Raw genomic sequence first — 14,923 nt, forward strand, 5'->3', positions numbered from 1 at the left:
GCGGAAGGGTGTTCCCCTGGCTACACCGGCGCCCGAGCCTCCGGCAACGGCCCTCCCGGCCGCGCCTGTGCGGTCGGCGCGCTCACAGCAGCGGCGCCAGCAGCCGCGTCGCCGGGGCCAGCATGCGCACGACCGGCGAGAAGGCCGCATAACCCTCCTCGTTGACGAGCTTGCTGCGGGCGAAGTCGGCCTCCAGCATCGCCGCCGTCTCGGTGGCGAAGTCCATGTCGAAGAGGATCGCCGTGTTCTCGAAGTTGAGGTGCAGCGAGCGGTTGTCGAAGTTCACCGTGCCGATCGCCGACACGTGGTCGTCCACCAGCATCACCTTCTGGTGCATGAACCCGGCCTGGTAGCGGTAGAGCTTCACCCCCGCCCGGGTGATCTCGTCGGCATAGGCGAAGCCGGCCAGCCAGACGATGGTGTGGTCGGGCCGGTCGGGGATCATCACCCGCACGTCCACCCCCTTCAGCGCCGCCAGCTTCAGCGCCGACAGGACGTCGAGGTCCGGCACGAAGTAGGGCGTCGTCAGCCACAGCCGGCTCGTGGCCGAGACGATGAGGTGCATCAGCGTCAGCGAGCAGGCCGGCAGCGTGTCGGCCGGCCCGGTGGGGAGCATCAGCACCGGGGTCGTCAGCTCGTCCTCGGGCGAAGGCGGGGCGGCCTCGCGGGCGCACGGCGCCCCCCCCGCCCACAGCCAGTCGACGTCGAAGGCCGCCTGCGCCACGTGCGCGGCCGGCCCGGTGATCTCCACGGCCGTGTCGCGCCAGTCGCCGAAGGCGGGGTCGAGGCCGAGATATTCGTCCGCAACGTTCGGGCCGCCGACGATCGCGATGCGCCCGTCCGCGGCCACCAGCTTGCGGTGGTTGCGGTAGTTGAGCCGCAGCATCTTCGGCAGGCGGCGGATGAGGTGGAACTCCTGCACCCCGACGCCCGCCTCGCGCAGCCCGTCCCAGTAGGTACCCGGCACGTTGCGGGCGCCGATGCCGTCGTAGATGACACGCACGTCGACACCCTCGCGGGCGCGGCGCACCAGCGCCTCGTGCAGGCGCCGGCCGAGCCCGTCGTCGCGGAAGATGTAGAACTGCACGACGATGTGGCGCTTGGCGGCGGCGATGAGGTCGAACACCGCCTCGAACACCTGGTCGCCGTCGATCAGGAGCCGCGGCGGCCCCGAATAGAGGATCGGCGTCGGCGCGAAGCGCTCCAGCACGCGCCAGGTGGGCGAGACCGGGGCGATCGCCTCGTCCGGGATCGCCCCGGCGAAGAGGCCGGCATAGGCGTCGGCGCGCAGCGTGGCCTGGTCGTTCTCGAAGGCGCCGGGGCGCGGCGGGCCGATGAAGAGGTAGGCCGGCAGCGCGATCCACGGCATCATGATGAGCGCGATCGCCCAGGCGACGGCCCCTTGCGCGGTATGGGCGTGCTGCGCGGCCTTGATGGCGGCGACCACCCCGGCGAGCACCGCCGCGGCGTGGAGGGCGGCGACGAGCCCGCCCCAGAAGACGAGGCTCATGCGGCCCCCGTCGCCACGGCCGCGACGGCGGCGAGGATCGAGCCTTTCACCTTCAGGTCGGCCCACAGCGGCAGGTGGTCCGAGGCGCGGCGGGCCGCGCCCTCGCGCAGCACGCCCTGCTCCAGCACCTCGACGTCCTCGCTGACGGCGAGGCGGTCGAGCGCGGCGACGGGGCGGGTGGCGTGGAAGGTCGGCTGCGGCGGTACGAGGTGGTAGCGCTCGGCGAACACGGCGATGCACCCGGTCGCCTGCTGCCAGTTGTTCATGTCGCCCATGATGACGGTCGGGCGTGGCTCCAGCTCGCCGAGCGCGGCGACGATGCGGTGCGCCTGACGCACGCGCATGCCCCCCGTCAGCCCGAGGTGGGCGCCGACGACGCGCAGCCGCTGGCCGTTCACCACCAGGTCCGCCGCGACGGCGCCGCGCGGCTCCAGGGTGGGCAGCTCGATGCGGTGCGTCGCCTCGATCTCCACCCCCTCGCGCACCAGGATGGCGTTGCCGTGCCAGCCGATGCCGCCGTCGTGCAAGGCGAGGGGGGCGGGGGTCCACGCGGTGTCGGTGAGGTGGGCGTGGGAGAGGGCGGCGAGGCGCTTGCCGAAGCGCTTGTCGGCCTCCTGCAGGGCGACGACGTCGGCGCCGAGGTCGTCGATCACGCCGATGACGCGCTCGGGCTTGCGCCGCCAGTCGAGCCCGACGCACTTGCGAATATTGTAGGTGGCGACCCGAAGGCGCATCCGCCGTCCCTCCATGCTGGAGGAGAGATGTGGCGCGTTCGTCGCCCGCCGCCAGCGCTGCGCGGTCCGGGCGGTCCGAAACGCGCCGTCCTCGCCCGGGGGCGGGCCGTCCGTCCCGCCGGCCCACATCCAGGGGCGCCGCCCCGGTCTCGCCGTCCTCGCGTGGTTATGCGGCAGGGCCATTTTCGTTTGCATCGCCGGCATCGTGGCGGCGGGCGCCGTCGTCCATCAGGTCGATCAGGGTGATGGCGTCGTAGGTGTCGAGCACGGCGCGGATGCCGGCGCCCAGTGCGCTATCGAGACGCATGTCGGCGTCGCGGGTACGGGCCTCGCGGGGGTCGTCGGAGGCCCGCATCATGGAGGCGGGGGCGCATTCGCGGAAGCGCGGCTCGAACATGCGGATGACGGAGCCGACGGTAATCCGGTGCGGATCGCGGGCGAGGCGGATGCCCCCGCCGCGGCCGCGCGTGGAGGCGATGATCCCCTCTTTCGTGGCGATCTTCAGGAGCTTGTAGATGGTGTACTCGGTCAGGTCCGTGTCGGCCGCGATCGCGCTCACCTGCACAAGATCTGGGTGTCGTTCCGCACAATATGTGAGGACTTGAAGTGCGTAACGAGTCTGATCCGTGAACCGCATCCACGGCATCTATCCTTAGAATTTGTCCAAATCAATATGGACCAATAGCAAACGGGTCGCCTTGCGCTCGGCACTTGTCTCGAATAGTCAACTTTGCCGCGCGCCCCGCACGCCCACTGGACACCCATCGCCCCGGCGCAGCGGGGGTTCCTCTTGCACGGACGACCATCATGTCTTTCCCGTTTTCCGTTCGACTGGCGGCCGTTTGTCTTGCCCTTTCGGCCTTCGCCCCGGCTCTGATCGCGCCGCGCCCGGCGCTGGCGCAGGACACGCAAGTCACCGCCACCTCGAGCGACGCCACCTCGACCGACGCCGCTTCGAGCGACGCCGTGCCGTCGGAGGCCGCCCGGCCCGCCCTCGCCCTCGCCCTCAACAGCCTGGCGCCGAGCGGGGAGGCTTGCCGCCTCTCCTTCGTGGTGCGCAACGACATGGGCGCCGAGATCGAGGATCTCGGCCTGGAGCTGGCCGTCTTCGGCAGCGACGGCGGGCTGTCGCAGTTGCTGCGCTTCAGCTTCGGCATGCTGCTCGAAGGCAAGACCCGCGTGAAGCAGTTCGACCTCGCCGAGACGCCGTGCGAGGAGATCGGCCGCGTGCTCGTCAACGACGTGGTGCGCTGCGAGGGCGGCGAGCTGACCGCGCTGGCGTGCCTGCGCGCACTGTCGGCCCGGTCGGACGCCGACATCGCGTTCGGGCTTTAACCGATGGAGGCGATCATGGGCCGGATCCTCGACACGCTGGGGGCTACGGAGTTCGGCGGCATCATCGACGTGCTCGCGCTCGGCGGGCCCGTGGTGGCGCTCCTGTTGGTGCTGTCGGTGGTGGCGGTCGCGGTGGCGATCGCCAAGGCGGTGCAGTTCGCCGGCGCCGGCATCGGCCGCCACGGCCGGGCCCGCGAGGCGATCCGGCTCTATGCGCGCGGCGACGTCGGCGGGGCGCTCAAGCGCGCGTCCGGCACGCTGAGCGCGGCGGTGGTGCGCTTCGCAATCGACGCGGCGGAGCGGCAGGACCCGGCCGCGGCGCGCGACGGCACCGAGAGCTACGCGGTGCTGCGCCTGCACCAGCTCAAGCGCTATACCGGCCTGCTCGACACGATCGCGCAGATCTCGCCGCTGCTGGGCCTCTTCGGCACCGTGCTGGGCATGATCGAGGCCTTCCGCGCGCTCGAAGGGGCGGGCGCGGCGGTCGACCCGTCGATTCTCGCCGGCGGCATCTGGGTGGCGCTCCTGACGACGGCCGTCGGCCTCGCGGTGGCGATGCCCGCCTCGGTCCTCGCCTCCTGGTTCGACGGGCGGCTGGAGAACGAGGAGGTCGCGCTCGGCGCGCTGATCGCCGACGTCTTCAACGGCGCCAGCGCCGAGGCCGCCGAGGCGGCGGACGCCTCCGGGACGGCCCCGCTCTACCAGCGCCCCCACGCCGCGCCGAGCGGACTGACGACCGTCCCGCGATGATCCGGATGCCGGCGCGGCGACGGCGGCGTCTGCCCCTGACGCCGCTGATCGACGTCATCTTCCTGCTGCTCCTGTTCTTCATGCTGTCGTCGACCTTCCTGCGCTTCAACGAAGTGGAGGTGGCCTCGGCGGGGGCGGCGCAGGGCGGCGCCTCCACGGGCACCGCCGCGCTCCTGAAGCTCGCCGGTGACGGCACGCTGGCGCTCAACGGCGAGCGGCTGACGCAGGACGCCCTGGTCGGCGCGCTGGACGCGCTGAGCGCGGGCGGCACGACGCGGCTGGTGCTGACGGCCGAGACCGGCAGCGCGGTGCAGGACCTCGTCGACGTGCTGGCGCTGCTCGAGGCGGGTCCGATGCCGGTGATCCTCGCCGGCGGCGCCGCTCCCGCCGCCGCCTCTTCCGCCGCTGCCGGAGGCAACCCCGGTGCGCCGGCGCCGGGCGCGGAGGCGCGGCCATGATGCGCCGGCGCCGTCTGGGCGCCCCGCGGCGCCACAAGGAGGAGCGCGAGAGCACCATCCCGCTCATCAACGTGGTCTTCCTGCTGCTGGTCTTCTTCCTGGTAGCGGGCACCCTGTCGGCCCCGCGCGACGCGACCGTCGATCTCGCGACCGCCGAGGCCTTCGACCCGGCCGCGCTCGACCCGCAGGCGATCTATGTCGACGCGTCGGGCGCCATCCGGGTCGCCGGCACGGTGATGGACGCGCCGGCCGCGCTGGCGAAGATCGAGGGCGACGGGTTGGCGCAGGGGCAGGCGATCGTCGTGGTGCCGGACCGCACGCTGGAGGCGAGCCTCCTGCTCGCCCGGCTGGCCGAGCTGCGCCAGGCGAGCGCGCGGCCGATCCGCATTCTGACCCGCCGGCCGGGAGGGGGCGCATGAGGCTGACCTCGCGCATATGGCTGGTGGCGTTCGTCCTGTCGCTGACGGCGCACGTCGCCGTGGCGGCCTTCCTGTCGGTCGAGGAGACGGCGCCGCCGCCTTCCGAATCGACCCCGGTGCCGATCGTGCTGGCGCCGACGACGATCGAGAACATGGAAGACGAGGAGCGCACCGAGGCCGCCGAGGAGGCCGAGGAGGCCGGTGCCGTCGAGGCGCAGTCGCAGGACGCCATGGAGGTCGAGGAGGCCGAGGCGCCCGACGCGCAGGCCCCCCCGCCGGAGGAGGCAGCGCCGGTCGAGGAGGCCGCCGAGGAGGCGCCGCCCGCCCAGGCCGCCCCGGCCGAGATCGCTGCCCCGGCCGAGATCGCCGAGACCGCCGCCCCGGCCGAGCCCGAGGCGCTGCCGGAGGCCCCCACCCAGGAGGTCGCCCGGGAAACCGTTCAGGAGACGGTCGAGGAGACGGTTCAGGAGACCGTCCAGGAGACGGTGGACGCGGCGCCGGCCGAGCCCGTCGAGGCGGCCGCGGTGGAGGCCGAGACCCCGCCCCCGGCCGAGATCCCGCCCCCCGCCCAGGCCGCGCCGGTGGAGATGGCCGCCGTGGTGCCCGAGACGCCGCGAGAGGCCCCCGAGGAAGACATGCCGGAGGAGGCCGCCGAGACCCCGCCGGAGACACCCGAGATGGTGGAGGAGGTCGCCGAGGCCCTTCCGCCCGAGGTGCCGCCCGAGGTGGCGCCCGAGCTGGCGATGGCCGTCCCCGAGGTGGGCGCGCCGATCGCCGCGACGGCCGAGCCGGAGGCGGTGAGCGAGCCGGAGACCCTCCCGGAGGTGGCCGCGGTGCCGCAGGAGACCGGGCCGGCCGACCCGACGATCCCGTTCCCGACGCGGCGCCCGCCGCCGGACGCCCGGACGCCGACCTTCTCGGCGGAGCAGGCCGACGCGCTGGAGGCGATGCCGACGCCGATGCGACATCCGCTTGCCAGCAAGGCGCGGGCAGTGGCGCTGAAGCGCTCGCAGGATCAGCTGGTGGCCGAACAGGCCCGCCAGGCCGAAGAGGCGCGCCAGGCGGCGGCCGCGGCGACCGCCCGGCGGCGACAGACGGCGCGCACGCAGCAGGCCTCGCCCACCCCGACGCGCACGCAGAGCCGGCCGGCACGGTCGGGCGGGCGGCGCAGCGGGCAGGCCGAGGCGGCCTACGCCCAGGCGGTCCGCTCGCGCATCGCCGGCGCCTTCCGTCAGGCGGCGGGCCGCAGCGGCACGGGCTCGGCGACGGTGGCGCTGACGATCGGCCGCAACGGCCGGGTCAGCGGGGCGCGCCTGGTCCGCCGGTCGGGCAATGCGGCGGTGGACCGTGCGGCCCTCTCGGCGGTGCGGCTGCGCTTCCCGGCCTTCCCGAGCGACATCGCGCGGGCCAGCCTGTCCTTCACCGTCCCCCTGTCGGTCCGCTGAGCGCGACCGGCGGCAGCCGGCGCAGGCCCGACGGCGCGGCTCAGCGCCCCGACACGGGGTCGCGAAACACGTAGGCGGTATATTCGTAGAGGTCGTAGTCGTTGCGCAGCACGACGCGGCGGCCGGCGAGGCGGAAGAGCTCGGCGCACAACGCGTCCTGCGGGACGTGGAAGAGGTCGTCGCGGGTCCAGTCGACGACCGCGGACATGACGTTGAAGGCCATGCCGCGCCGCGCGAACGGCCACAGCCGCGCCAGGCACGCCGTCATGAAGTCCCACATCGCCGCCTCGCTCACCTCGGCCCGCACCGTGAAGAGGCCGTTGAGGACGATGTAGTCGAACGGCTGCGGCAGCGCCGGGTCCGGGGCGGCGAGGATATCGCGCACCAGGAAGGTCGCGCCGGGAAGCTTGGCCCTGGCCTCGGCGATGGCGCTCGGGGAGATGTCGACGCCCAGGTAGCCGGCCGGGGCACGGCCCGTCGCCTCGAGGTGGGAGAGGAAGGCGCCGGTGCCGCAGGCGACGTCGCACAAGGTGGAGGCGGCGAGGCGGTCGCCGGCGAGCCCCGCCATGATGTCGAAGCGTTTGACGCGGTCGGCTTCGTTGGGCCATCCGGCGCCCTCCGCGGTGTCCCCGTGCCGCTCCAGGGCGGCGTCGTAGTAGCGGGCGATCGCCTCGGGGCTCTGCTCTCGGCGGCCCCCGTCGCCCCCGCTCGCGTCCTCCCCCCGCGGCCGTCCGCTCGCGTTCTCGTCCCGCGGCCGGCCGCTCATGTTCTCGTCCCGCGGCCGGCCGCTCATGTTCTCGTCCCGCGGCCGGCCGCTCATGTTCTCGTCCCGCGGCCGGCCGCTCATGCCGGCTCCACGCGCGCGGCGGCGGCGTCCGCGGCGAGGGCGCCGGGCGGGGCGGTCCACAGGCTCTCCAGCATCATCACGTGGGGGCCCTCGTAGGGCGCCAGGAATTCGAGCGCCAGGCCATGTCCGGCGAAGAACTCGGCCGAATAGAGGCCGCGGCCGCCCGGCGAGTTGAGGTAGCGCGTCGCCCCGACCCGGCGCGCGATCGTGGCGATCCGCTCGGCCTGGCGCACCGTCTCGGGCAGCTGGAAGGTGGACGAACGGACCATCGGCGTCGCGACCCCCAGCGCGGCCGCCGTGGCCTCGAGGTTGCGCACCACGTAGTCGGCCGGCGTGTCGAGGGGCGAGGCGAGCGCGGCGGCGACTTCCGGCGGCCCCGCGGCGGGCGGCGCCAGACAGGCCACCTCGGCGAGGCGGGCGTCGAAGGTGGCGCGGGCGCCCTCGGCGAAGGCGAGCGCGTCGATCCGGGTCTCCTGTGGCTGGCGTGCGAGCGGCAGGGTCAGCCAGCGCCGCGCGCCGGCGTGGTCCGGCACCTCGGTGCGGTGGACGCGGCCGCGGCGCGGGAACTGCACGCAGTCGAACAGGACGAACAGGTCGACCGCCGCGATCAGCCGGAAATAGCCCATGTAGGGGTAGAAGTAGGGCTGCATCACCGCGACCCTCACCGCACCCTCCGGTCGCCGGCGGCGAGGCGGGCGAAGAGCGCGTCCGGCAGGGCGATGGCGCCGCCGGCGGTGCGCGCGGCGAACTCGTCCGCGGCATAGGCCTCGCGGGCGAACTCGTCCTCCAGGCGACCGGCCTCCAGGCACTCCACCCAGTGCTTCCAGTGCGCGGCGGTGCGGGCGTGCACCTCGGGAAGGTCCGCGAGGTGGGCGCGCACGTTCTCCACCTTGCGGGCGAACCGCTCGTAGGTGGTGAACGGCAGGTGCGCCAGGAGCAGCCCCTTCGCCATCACCGCCTTGCGCAGCGTCCCGTCGGCGCCGACGAGGCGGTGCGCGCCGACGTCGAACCGCACCGCGGCGCGCGGGCGGAAGATCGGCCGCGGCGAGATGCGGTGCTCGGACCAGCGCCGGGCGGGGTCGAGCCGCCCGTCCACCACCGCGTGCTCGCGCTCGGCGACGAGGGGGACGGCGGTGCGCGCGGCGAGGCGCTCCAGCATCGCCGCGCTGCTCTCGCCGCGCTGGCGGGCGTAGTTGTAGCGCGGCAGGTTGAGCGGCTCCTCGCCGGCGAGCTCGGGGAGGGTGTGCAGGTCGGGCCGGGCGGTGAGGACGAACTCGTCGGCGTCCGAGATCAGCAGCCAGTCGGGCCGGGTCTCGGCCAGGATGGTGCGCATCGGCTCGGCGGCGAAGGAGAGGAAGTCGTCCGCCGCGTCGAGCCGCTCCATGACGACGACGCGCACGGCCCCCTCCGCCCCGATCCGCTCCAGCGCCGGGGCGAGGGCGCGCATCGCGGCCGACGGCTCCACCATCACCACCACCACGCGGTCGAAGCCGACGGCGAGGCGGTTCCTCACCGCAGGGCCGGTCACCTCGAGGTCGTCCTTCACGGCGACGATCGAGACGAGGGTCGTCGATGCGACGGGCTCAGCCATCGGTGCTCGGCTGCAGGAGGGCGGCGCCGAAGCCGTCCCGGCCGAAGCCGTTGCCGTTGTAGAGGACGAGCGTGCGACCGGCATGGGTGACGATCTGCGGGTAGGCCTGCATGTCGTGGTCCCAGGCGCCGGGCTCGGGGGGCGGCGTCAGCACCGGCGGTTCGGCGCCGCGGGTGAAGTGCAGCCCGTCCGGCGAGGTCGCGGCGACGAGGCGATAGCGCGCGGCGGCGTCCTCGCGGAAGCCCTCGCGGCCGCGGGCGGCGAAGAGCATCAGCCAGCCCGCCGGCGTGCGGTGGACGGCGGCGCGCACCAGCCCGCCTTCCTCGCCGCCGGCGAGGGGGACGGTGGCGCTCGGCTCGATGGTCCAGGCGATGCCGTCGGGCGATGCGGCGTAGAGGAGGTCGTAGACGGGCTCGGGCTTGCCCTCCACGCAGGCCCACTCGGTGAAGCGCGAGAACCACATGCCCCATCCCTCGCCCGATCCGCCCTCGCCCGATCCCCCATTCGTGCGGAACACGGTCGGCAGCGCCGCGCCGAGGGGGATGTGCGGCGAGGGGGCGAGGATCGGCGCGTCGGTGAGGCGGGTGAAGGTGACGCCGCCGTCGTCGCTGACGGCGAGGCCGATGCCGGGGCGGTAGGGCACGTCGTCCCGCCGGCTGAGGCCCATGTAATAGAGGAAGATGCGCCCCCCGTCGCGGATGGCGGTGCCGGGGCCGATGCCGTGCTCGTCGAACGTGCCCGGGGCGCCGACGTCCAGCACCGGCTCGGGACGGATGTCGACCACGCGCATGTCGTAGGGGGTGGCGTCGTCCTGCGCGACGCCCGAGAGCGTCGCAGGGTCGTAGGCGTCGCCGGGCGGGGCCGAGCCCTCCTGCGGGACGCCGGGCGGCGTCACGTCGACGGCGAAGATGCGGCTGACGTTGTGAGCGTCGCGCCCGCCGACGAAGACGCGCCAGATCTCGGCACCGCTCTCGGTGGCGAGGGGGAGCACCGTGGGCGCCTGGGCGTGGCTGACCCAGCGGGGATTGTCGGCAGGCGGCACCAGGATGCGCGCGCGGTCGGTGAGCTGCCACGAGGTGAGCTGCCACAAGGTCGTCGACATCGGGGGATCCGGCTTCAGAGGAGGTGGGCGATGCGCTTGCTGGGAAAGGGCTTGATCGGCGCCGCCTCGCCGCTGACGACCGACCCCTCCGGCAGGTTGGCCTTCACCACGGCGGCGTTGAGCACCGCGCAGCGCGCCCCCAGCGTGATGCCGTGGACGAGGCCGGCCTGGCCGCCGAGATAGCACTCCGGCCCGATCGTCGTCGCCCCCGCGATCCCCACCTGCGAGGCGATGAAGCAGTGGTCGCCGACGCTCACGTGGTGGCCGATGTGGTTGCCGCTCCAGATGATCACGTTGTCGCCGATCGAGGCGAACGGCTGGATGATGTTGGCCTCCAGGATGATGCAGTGCTCGCCGATCGCGTCGGTGTTGATGTGGCAGTCGGGGTGGATGAACGAGGCGAACGCGTAGCCCTTCGCCTTGCCCTCCAGATAGCGGTCGCGCCGCACCGAATTCAGCCCCTTGTAGGTGAGCGGCCCCAGCAGCGAGACGCTGCCGGGCGGGTAGTGGCGCTCGATCTCGTCCCACGGAACGGCGGGCTTGCCGTTGAAGGTGCCGCCCTCGGGCAGGAAGTCCCGGTCGACGGTGTAGGCGAGGACGTTGAGGTCGCTGTAGCGGTCCAGGTAGACGGAGATGACCTCGGAGACCATTCCGGTCCCGAACAGGACGACGTCGGTCTTGGTATCGGTCATGCGGGAACTTTCAGCTGGGAGTGCAGGAGCGCCGCCAGGGCCTCTTCGTCGATCCGGTAGCTCGACTTGTCCTGGTAGACGTCGTCGAGGCTGGCGAAGGGGCCGATGAGGGCGACGATGTCGAGGCCGATGTCGGCGAGCGGCTGCGCCCAGAGCGCCTGCAGCGGCATCGCCGGATGGCTGAGGAGGGCGACGCGCGTGCCCGGACGGCACATGGCGATGCCGTTGGTGGCCGAGCCGGTCTGGGCGACGACCCGCTCGGCGCGGCGGTAGAGGCGGAACTGGTCGAGGAAGGAGAGGGTCTCGGGCCGCGTCTCGACATAGCCCTCGGCCGCCAGGATCGCCGCGACCCTCTCGTGGTTGACGATGGCGCGGTGACGGGCGGTGTCGCGGGCGATGAAGAGCCTCTCGCCGCCCCCCGGCTCGGCCGCCTCGCCGCGGCCGAAGCGCGTCTCCAGGTCGTCGAACGCGGCGCGCAGGATGTCGGCGACCGGCCCGGCCGGCATGACGAGGGCGTTGGGGTCGACCCCGACGTCGGTCGTCAGGATCTTGGGACTGTACATCCAGTTGTTCATCACCCAGAGGCGGCCGACCTCGACGCGCATGTTGCGCGGCACCTCGATGATCGGGTGGCGCTGGCCGACGAAGGCGGCGATCGACTGGCGGTGCTGGCGTGGCATCGCCGCGTCGAGGAGGATGGGCACGCCCTTGATGTCGATCGTGGCGCGGATCGACAGGAACTTCAAAAACTCCTCGCCCATCCAGTGGCCGAAGGAGACCGTGTCGATCCCCATCAGCGAGATCGCCTCGGGGATCGCCAGCGCGCTCATGCGGCGCCGGTCGTCGAGGACGTGGACGGTCTCGCCCTCGCGGTGGAAGACGACCGGGTCGAACGCGCTGTCGATCGGCATGCGGTCGATCTCGCCGTCCTGGAAGTCGAACAGGAAGGTGCCGTCGGCGAGGCGGATCGTCGAGGTGCGCGAGAACGCCGTGGCGCCCCGGAAGAGCGCCAGCTCGACGCGCCGGGTGCGGCCCTCGATGGGGACCGCCATCGCCTCGCCGCCGACGATCGGCGAGGGGTCGAGCCGGGCCTCTTCGCCGCCGGGATGGAGGACGTGGACCGTCTCGGCGTGACTGGCGGTGAGGGCGCTGAAGGGCGCGATGCGCTGCCGCACGAGGGCGACGTTGGGGCCGAGCCCCATCAGCGCGCGGTAGTGTGCGAAGGCCTCCTCGAGGGGCGAGGCCGCCTTCAGGGCGCGTTTCACCTGGAGGAGGTGCAGGAGCGGGACGGGGCGCCCGGCCTCGGCGGTCTCGTGCAGCTTGGCGAGGAAGGCCTGCTCCTGCGGCGAGAGGGAGAGCGAGGGTGCGGGGTGGTCGGTCGTGTCGGTCATCCGTATCTCGGTTGGCGCGGCGTGGTGCCGGCCGTCGCGCCGATGCGCGTCTCGCCGCCGCCGGCATGGTTGCCGTTGAGGGTGTGGAGGACGAAGGCGATGTCCTCGTCCGTCAAGTCGATGGCGGCGGGAAGGCCCAGATGGCGCAGGGTCAGCTCCTCGGTGACGGGGAGCGGGTCGTGCGGCGCGTCGGCGAAGGCGGGCTGGCGGTGCAGCCCCATCCCGTACCAGCGCCGCGTGCCGATGCCGCGGGCGGCGAGGCGCTGCTCGGCGAGGTGGGAGACGGCCGCGTTGGGGCTGTCGAGGATGACGTAGGCGGCGCTCACCTCGGGCGTCGCGACGATCGTGCCGGCCTGGTCGGGCGCGGTGTCGCCGCCGCGGTAGGCCGCGGCGATGCGGGCATAGGCGTCCTCGCGCCGGGTCCACTCGTCGAGGCAGGCGAGGCCCATGGCGGCATGGTACTCGCTGAGCTTGCCGTTGAAGCCCTCGAACAGGCACAGCCGCTGGTCGGTGACGCCGAAGCAGGAGATCTGCGCCACCTGGAAGAGCCGGCTCTCGTCGCGCCACAGCACCGCCCCGCCCTCGGCGGTCGAGAAGGACTTGGTCGCGTGGAAGGAGAGCGCGGCGGGGACGGTGGCGGAGACGAGGCCGGGGTCGCGCACGAAGGGCTCGAAGGCGGGCGCGGCGTCGACGACGACGGGGACGCCCGTGGCGGCATGGACGCGCTCCCAGCCGCGCATGTCCGGCACGCGGCCGTAGGCGGTGACGGGCATGACGAGGCCGGCTTCGGCGAGGTGCGGGTGCGCGGCGATCGCGTCCGGGTCGAGGGTCCAGGTCTCGGGATCGACGTCGACGAAGTAGGGGCGGTAGCCGCAGCGGATCACCGACAGCGCCGTGGCGACGAAGGTGTAGGAGGGCATCAGCGCCAGCGGCCGCTCCGGGGTCGCCCGGCCGGCGGCGGCGAGCACGGCCGCCTCGATGGCGGCGCTGCCGGTGGAGGCGGTGACGAGGAGGCTCGTCGCCTCGCTGGCCCCGCCGCTGAAGAGGGCGTTGAGACGCCGCTCCAGGCGCTGCACCAGCTCGCCGCGGTTGGAGTACCAGCGCGTCTCGTCGATGCGGGCGAGGTAGGGCAGCAGCGTCTCGGCCGTCGGCAGGCGCGGCGACTGCACCTGCGCCAGGCTGGGGCTCGGCGTCGACGTCACGGCGGCCTGTCGTATGGATTGGCTCATCGCGATACTCCCACCCGCACGCGCTCGATCAGGTTCTCCCTTAATCGATTTCGTCGGCGGGCGGACCTTATAGGTGGAGTTTAAGTGCTGCTCGCGTGCGGCGCCAGCGGGGGCCGGGGGCACCGCGCAGCGACCGTTCGGCGGGCTGCGCCGCGTCGAGGGGGAGCTTATGCGGCGCCGGCGGCGAGGCGCTCCAGGTGGGCCGAGACGCCGACGCCGAGCGCCCTCATGCGTGCGCGCAGGGTCGCGGCGGTGCGCGCGCGCCAGGCGTCGAAGGCGGCGCCGTCGAAGCGGATCTGCGGCAGCATCTCGCCGATCGACGAGGCGGCCATCACCGCCTCCATGTCGATCGCGGGCAGGTGCATGGTGTCGGCGAGCTCGCCGGTGCGCGAATCGTGCGCGATGACGACGCCGGGCGTGCCGGCCGCGATCGCCGCCATGTTGCCGTGCAGGCGCGTGCCGATCATCAGCTTGAGCTCGGCCATCTCCTTCATCCACTCCGGGGCGCTGGTGTAGAAGCGCCCGCGCCGGGCCATGAAGCTCCAGAACTCGTCGTCGCCGGCCTCGGGCTGGAGCACCGACTTGATGGTGCCGCGCAGCGCCGGCGGCACCGTCTCCCAGCTGCGCCCGGCGGCGTAGACCGCCTCCGGCCCGCCGGACTGCTGGATGTAGAGCCCGCCGCGGGCGCGCAGCCACTCGAAGAGCTTCTTCTCGAGGGCGCGCTTGTGCGGCTCGCGCTGGATCTCGAACGGGGCGGCCGCCGTCAGCCCGAAGAGCGGGATCTCGGGGCTTCCGGCGAGGGCGGCGAGCTTGGTTTGCATGGCGCGTCCGGCCCGCGGGTCGGGGTTGAGGAGGGCGGAGGGGCAGCCCAGCACCTCGACGTCGTCGATCCCGAACTCGGCGCAGACCGTCTGCGAGAAGGCGCCCCGCACCGAGACGAAGGCGGCGCGCTCGGCGATGACGGCGGCGAGGCGGGCGACCTGGGGGTCGGCCTTGAGCGCCTCGACCGTCTCGCGCTCGCCGCCGAGCTTGGGCGACTGGGCGCCGAGGCCGAGGACGATGAGCGGGCGGCGGGCGCGCTCCAGGAAGTTGGAGAAGCCGGTCCAGTCGGCGCCGAGGCGCAGGTGGTTGGCGGCCGGCACGACGACGTACTTGGCGCCGGCGAGGGCGTTGGGGTCGGTGTAGGGAACCTCCGAGCGGCCGACGTGGCGCTGCGGCCCGGCCAGCAGCCGGGTGGCGGCGTACTGGAACATCAGGTTGCCGGAGTTGGCGCCCAGCACCGCGAGCAGGCCCGGCACGTCGAACCGGGCGGGGTCGCGCACATAGCCCGGCGTCCCCATGAAGGCCAGCGGCTCACTCATCGCACTCTCTCGCCCCGCCTTCGTCCTGCCGTGCGGCGGGGTCCGAGCGGCCCCGCGTC

Annotated in this window: 16 protein-coding genes; 5 read left to right on the plus strand and 11 right to left on the minus strand. The window is 73.4% G+C overall.

Going from position 1 to position 14,923, the window contains the following annotated elements:
• Nucleotides 1-82: 82 nt before the first annotated feature.
• From cls to MRB58_RS24645, 3 genes are all read right to left on the minus strand, one after another.
• On the minus strand, nt 83-1,510 hold the full coding sequence (gene cls / locus MRB58_RS24635) for a cardiolipin synthase (protein WP_244782360.1): 1,428 nt from the start codon (nt 1,508-1,510) through the stop codon (nt 83-85).
• Nucleotides 1,507-2,244: an endonuclease/exonuclease/phosphatase family protein gene (locus tag MRB58_RS24640; protein ID WP_244782361.1), complete on the minus strand. Its 738-nt coding sequence runs from the start codon at nt 2,242-2,244 to the stop codon at nt 1,507-1,509. The genes cls and MRB58_RS24640 overlap by 4 nt, the downstream gene beginning before the upstream one ends.
• A 166-nt stretch (nt 2,245-2,410) precedes the next feature.
• A complete protein-coding gene (locus MRB58_RS24645; protein ID WP_371747325.1) occupies nt 2,411-2,890 on the minus strand; it encodes an Rrf2 family transcriptional regulator in 480 nt (159 codons plus the stop codon).
• 161 nt (nt 2,891-3,051) lie between these two features.
• Between MRB58_RS24645 and MRB58_RS24650 the strand changes: the two genes are divergently transcribed.
• Genes MRB58_RS24650 through MRB58_RS24670 form a run of 5 tightly spaced genes read left to right on the plus strand, consistent with a single transcriptional unit; the run spans nt 3,052 to nt 6,651 of the window.
• Nucleotides 3,052-3,579, plus strand: a complete 528-nt coding sequence (locus MRB58_RS24650) for a hypothetical protein (protein WP_244782363.1) — start codon at nt 3,052-3,054, stop codon at nt 3,577-3,579.
• A 15-nt stretch (nt 3,580-3,594) separates the two neighbouring features.
• A complete protein-coding gene (locus tag MRB58_RS24655) occupies nt 3,595-4,329 on the plus strand; it encodes a MotA/TolQ/ExbB proton channel family protein (RefSeq protein WP_244782364.1) in 735 nt (244 codons plus the stop codon).
• Nucleotides 4,326-4,787, plus strand: coding sequence for a biopolymer transporter ExbD (locus MRB58_RS24660; RefSeq protein WP_244782365.1), 462 nt, complete (start codon nt 4,326-4,328; stop codon nt 4,785-4,787). The genes MRB58_RS24655 and MRB58_RS24660 overlap by 4 nt, the downstream gene beginning before the upstream one ends.
• Nucleotides 4,784-5,206, plus strand: coding sequence for a biopolymer transporter ExbD (locus tag MRB58_RS24665; protein WP_244782366.1), 423 nt, complete (start codon nt 4,784-4,786; stop codon nt 5,204-5,206). The genes MRB58_RS24660 and MRB58_RS24665 overlap by 4 nt, the downstream gene beginning before the upstream one ends.
• Complete coding sequence (locus MRB58_RS24670; protein ID WP_244782367.1) at nt 5,203-6,651, plus strand: TonB family protein; 1,449 nt, start codon at nt 5,203-5,205, stop codon at nt 6,649-6,651. The genes MRB58_RS24665 and MRB58_RS24670 overlap by 4 nt, the downstream gene beginning before the upstream one ends.
• A 40-nt stretch (nt 6,652-6,691) precedes the next feature.
• Here the strand turns inward: MRB58_RS24670 and MRB58_RS24675 are convergent, their stop codons facing one another.
• From MRB58_RS24675 to MRB58_RS24710, 8 genes are all read right to left on the minus strand, one after another.
• Nucleotides 6,692-7,498: a trans-aconitate 2-methyltransferase gene (locus tag MRB58_RS24675; RefSeq protein ID WP_244782368.1), complete on the minus strand. Its 807-nt coding sequence runs from the start codon at nt 7,496-7,498 to the stop codon at nt 6,692-6,694.
• Nucleotides 7,495-8,163, minus strand: coding sequence for a WbqC family protein (locus tag MRB58_RS24680; protein ID WP_244782369.1), 669 nt, complete (start codon nt 8,161-8,163; stop codon nt 7,495-7,497). Before MRB58_RS24680 ends, MRB58_RS24675 begins: the two co-directional genes overlap by 4 nt.
• Nucleotides 8,160-9,089, minus strand: coding sequence for a hypothetical protein (locus tag MRB58_RS24685; protein WP_244782370.1), 930 nt, complete (start codon nt 9,087-9,089; stop codon nt 8,160-8,162). Before MRB58_RS24685 ends, MRB58_RS24680 begins: the two co-directional genes overlap by 4 nt.
• A complete protein-coding gene (locus MRB58_RS24690; protein ID WP_244782371.1) occupies nt 9,082-10,191 on the minus strand; it encodes a hypothetical protein in 1,110 nt (369 codons plus the stop codon). The genes MRB58_RS24685 and MRB58_RS24690 overlap by 8 nt, the downstream gene beginning before the upstream one ends.
• Nucleotides 10,192-10,205: 14 nt before the next feature.
• Entirely contained in the window at nt 10,206-10,883 is a 678-nt protein-coding gene (locus MRB58_RS24695) for an acetyltransferase (RefSeq protein ID WP_244782372.1), read from the minus strand.
• Nucleotides 10,880-12,274 carry a DUF563 domain-containing protein gene (locus MRB58_RS24700; protein WP_244782373.1) on the minus strand — a complete coding sequence of 465 codons (1,395 nt, stop codon included), beginning with the start codon at nt 12,272-12,274 and terminating at the stop codon, nt 10,880-10,882. The genes MRB58_RS24695 and MRB58_RS24700 overlap by 4 nt, the downstream gene beginning before the upstream one ends.
• Nucleotides 12,271-13,503, minus strand: coding sequence for a DegT/DnrJ/EryC1/StrS family aminotransferase (locus MRB58_RS24705; protein ID WP_244782374.1), 1,233 nt, complete (start codon nt 13,501-13,503; stop codon nt 12,271-12,273). The genes MRB58_RS24700 and MRB58_RS24705 overlap by 4 nt, the downstream gene beginning before the upstream one ends.
• Before the next feature lie 167 nt (nt 13,504-13,670).
• A complete protein-coding gene (locus tag MRB58_RS24710; protein WP_244782375.1) occupies nt 13,671-14,864 on the minus strand; it encodes a polysaccharide pyruvyl transferase family protein in 1,194 nt (397 codons plus the stop codon).
• Between the last annotated feature and the right edge of the window lie 59 nt (nt 14,865-14,923).

It is taken from the genome of Acuticoccus sp. I52.16.1 (assembly GCF_022865125.1).
Taxonomy (GTDB): Bacteria; Pseudomonadota; Alphaproteobacteria; order Rhizobiales; family Amorphaceae; genus Acuticoccus.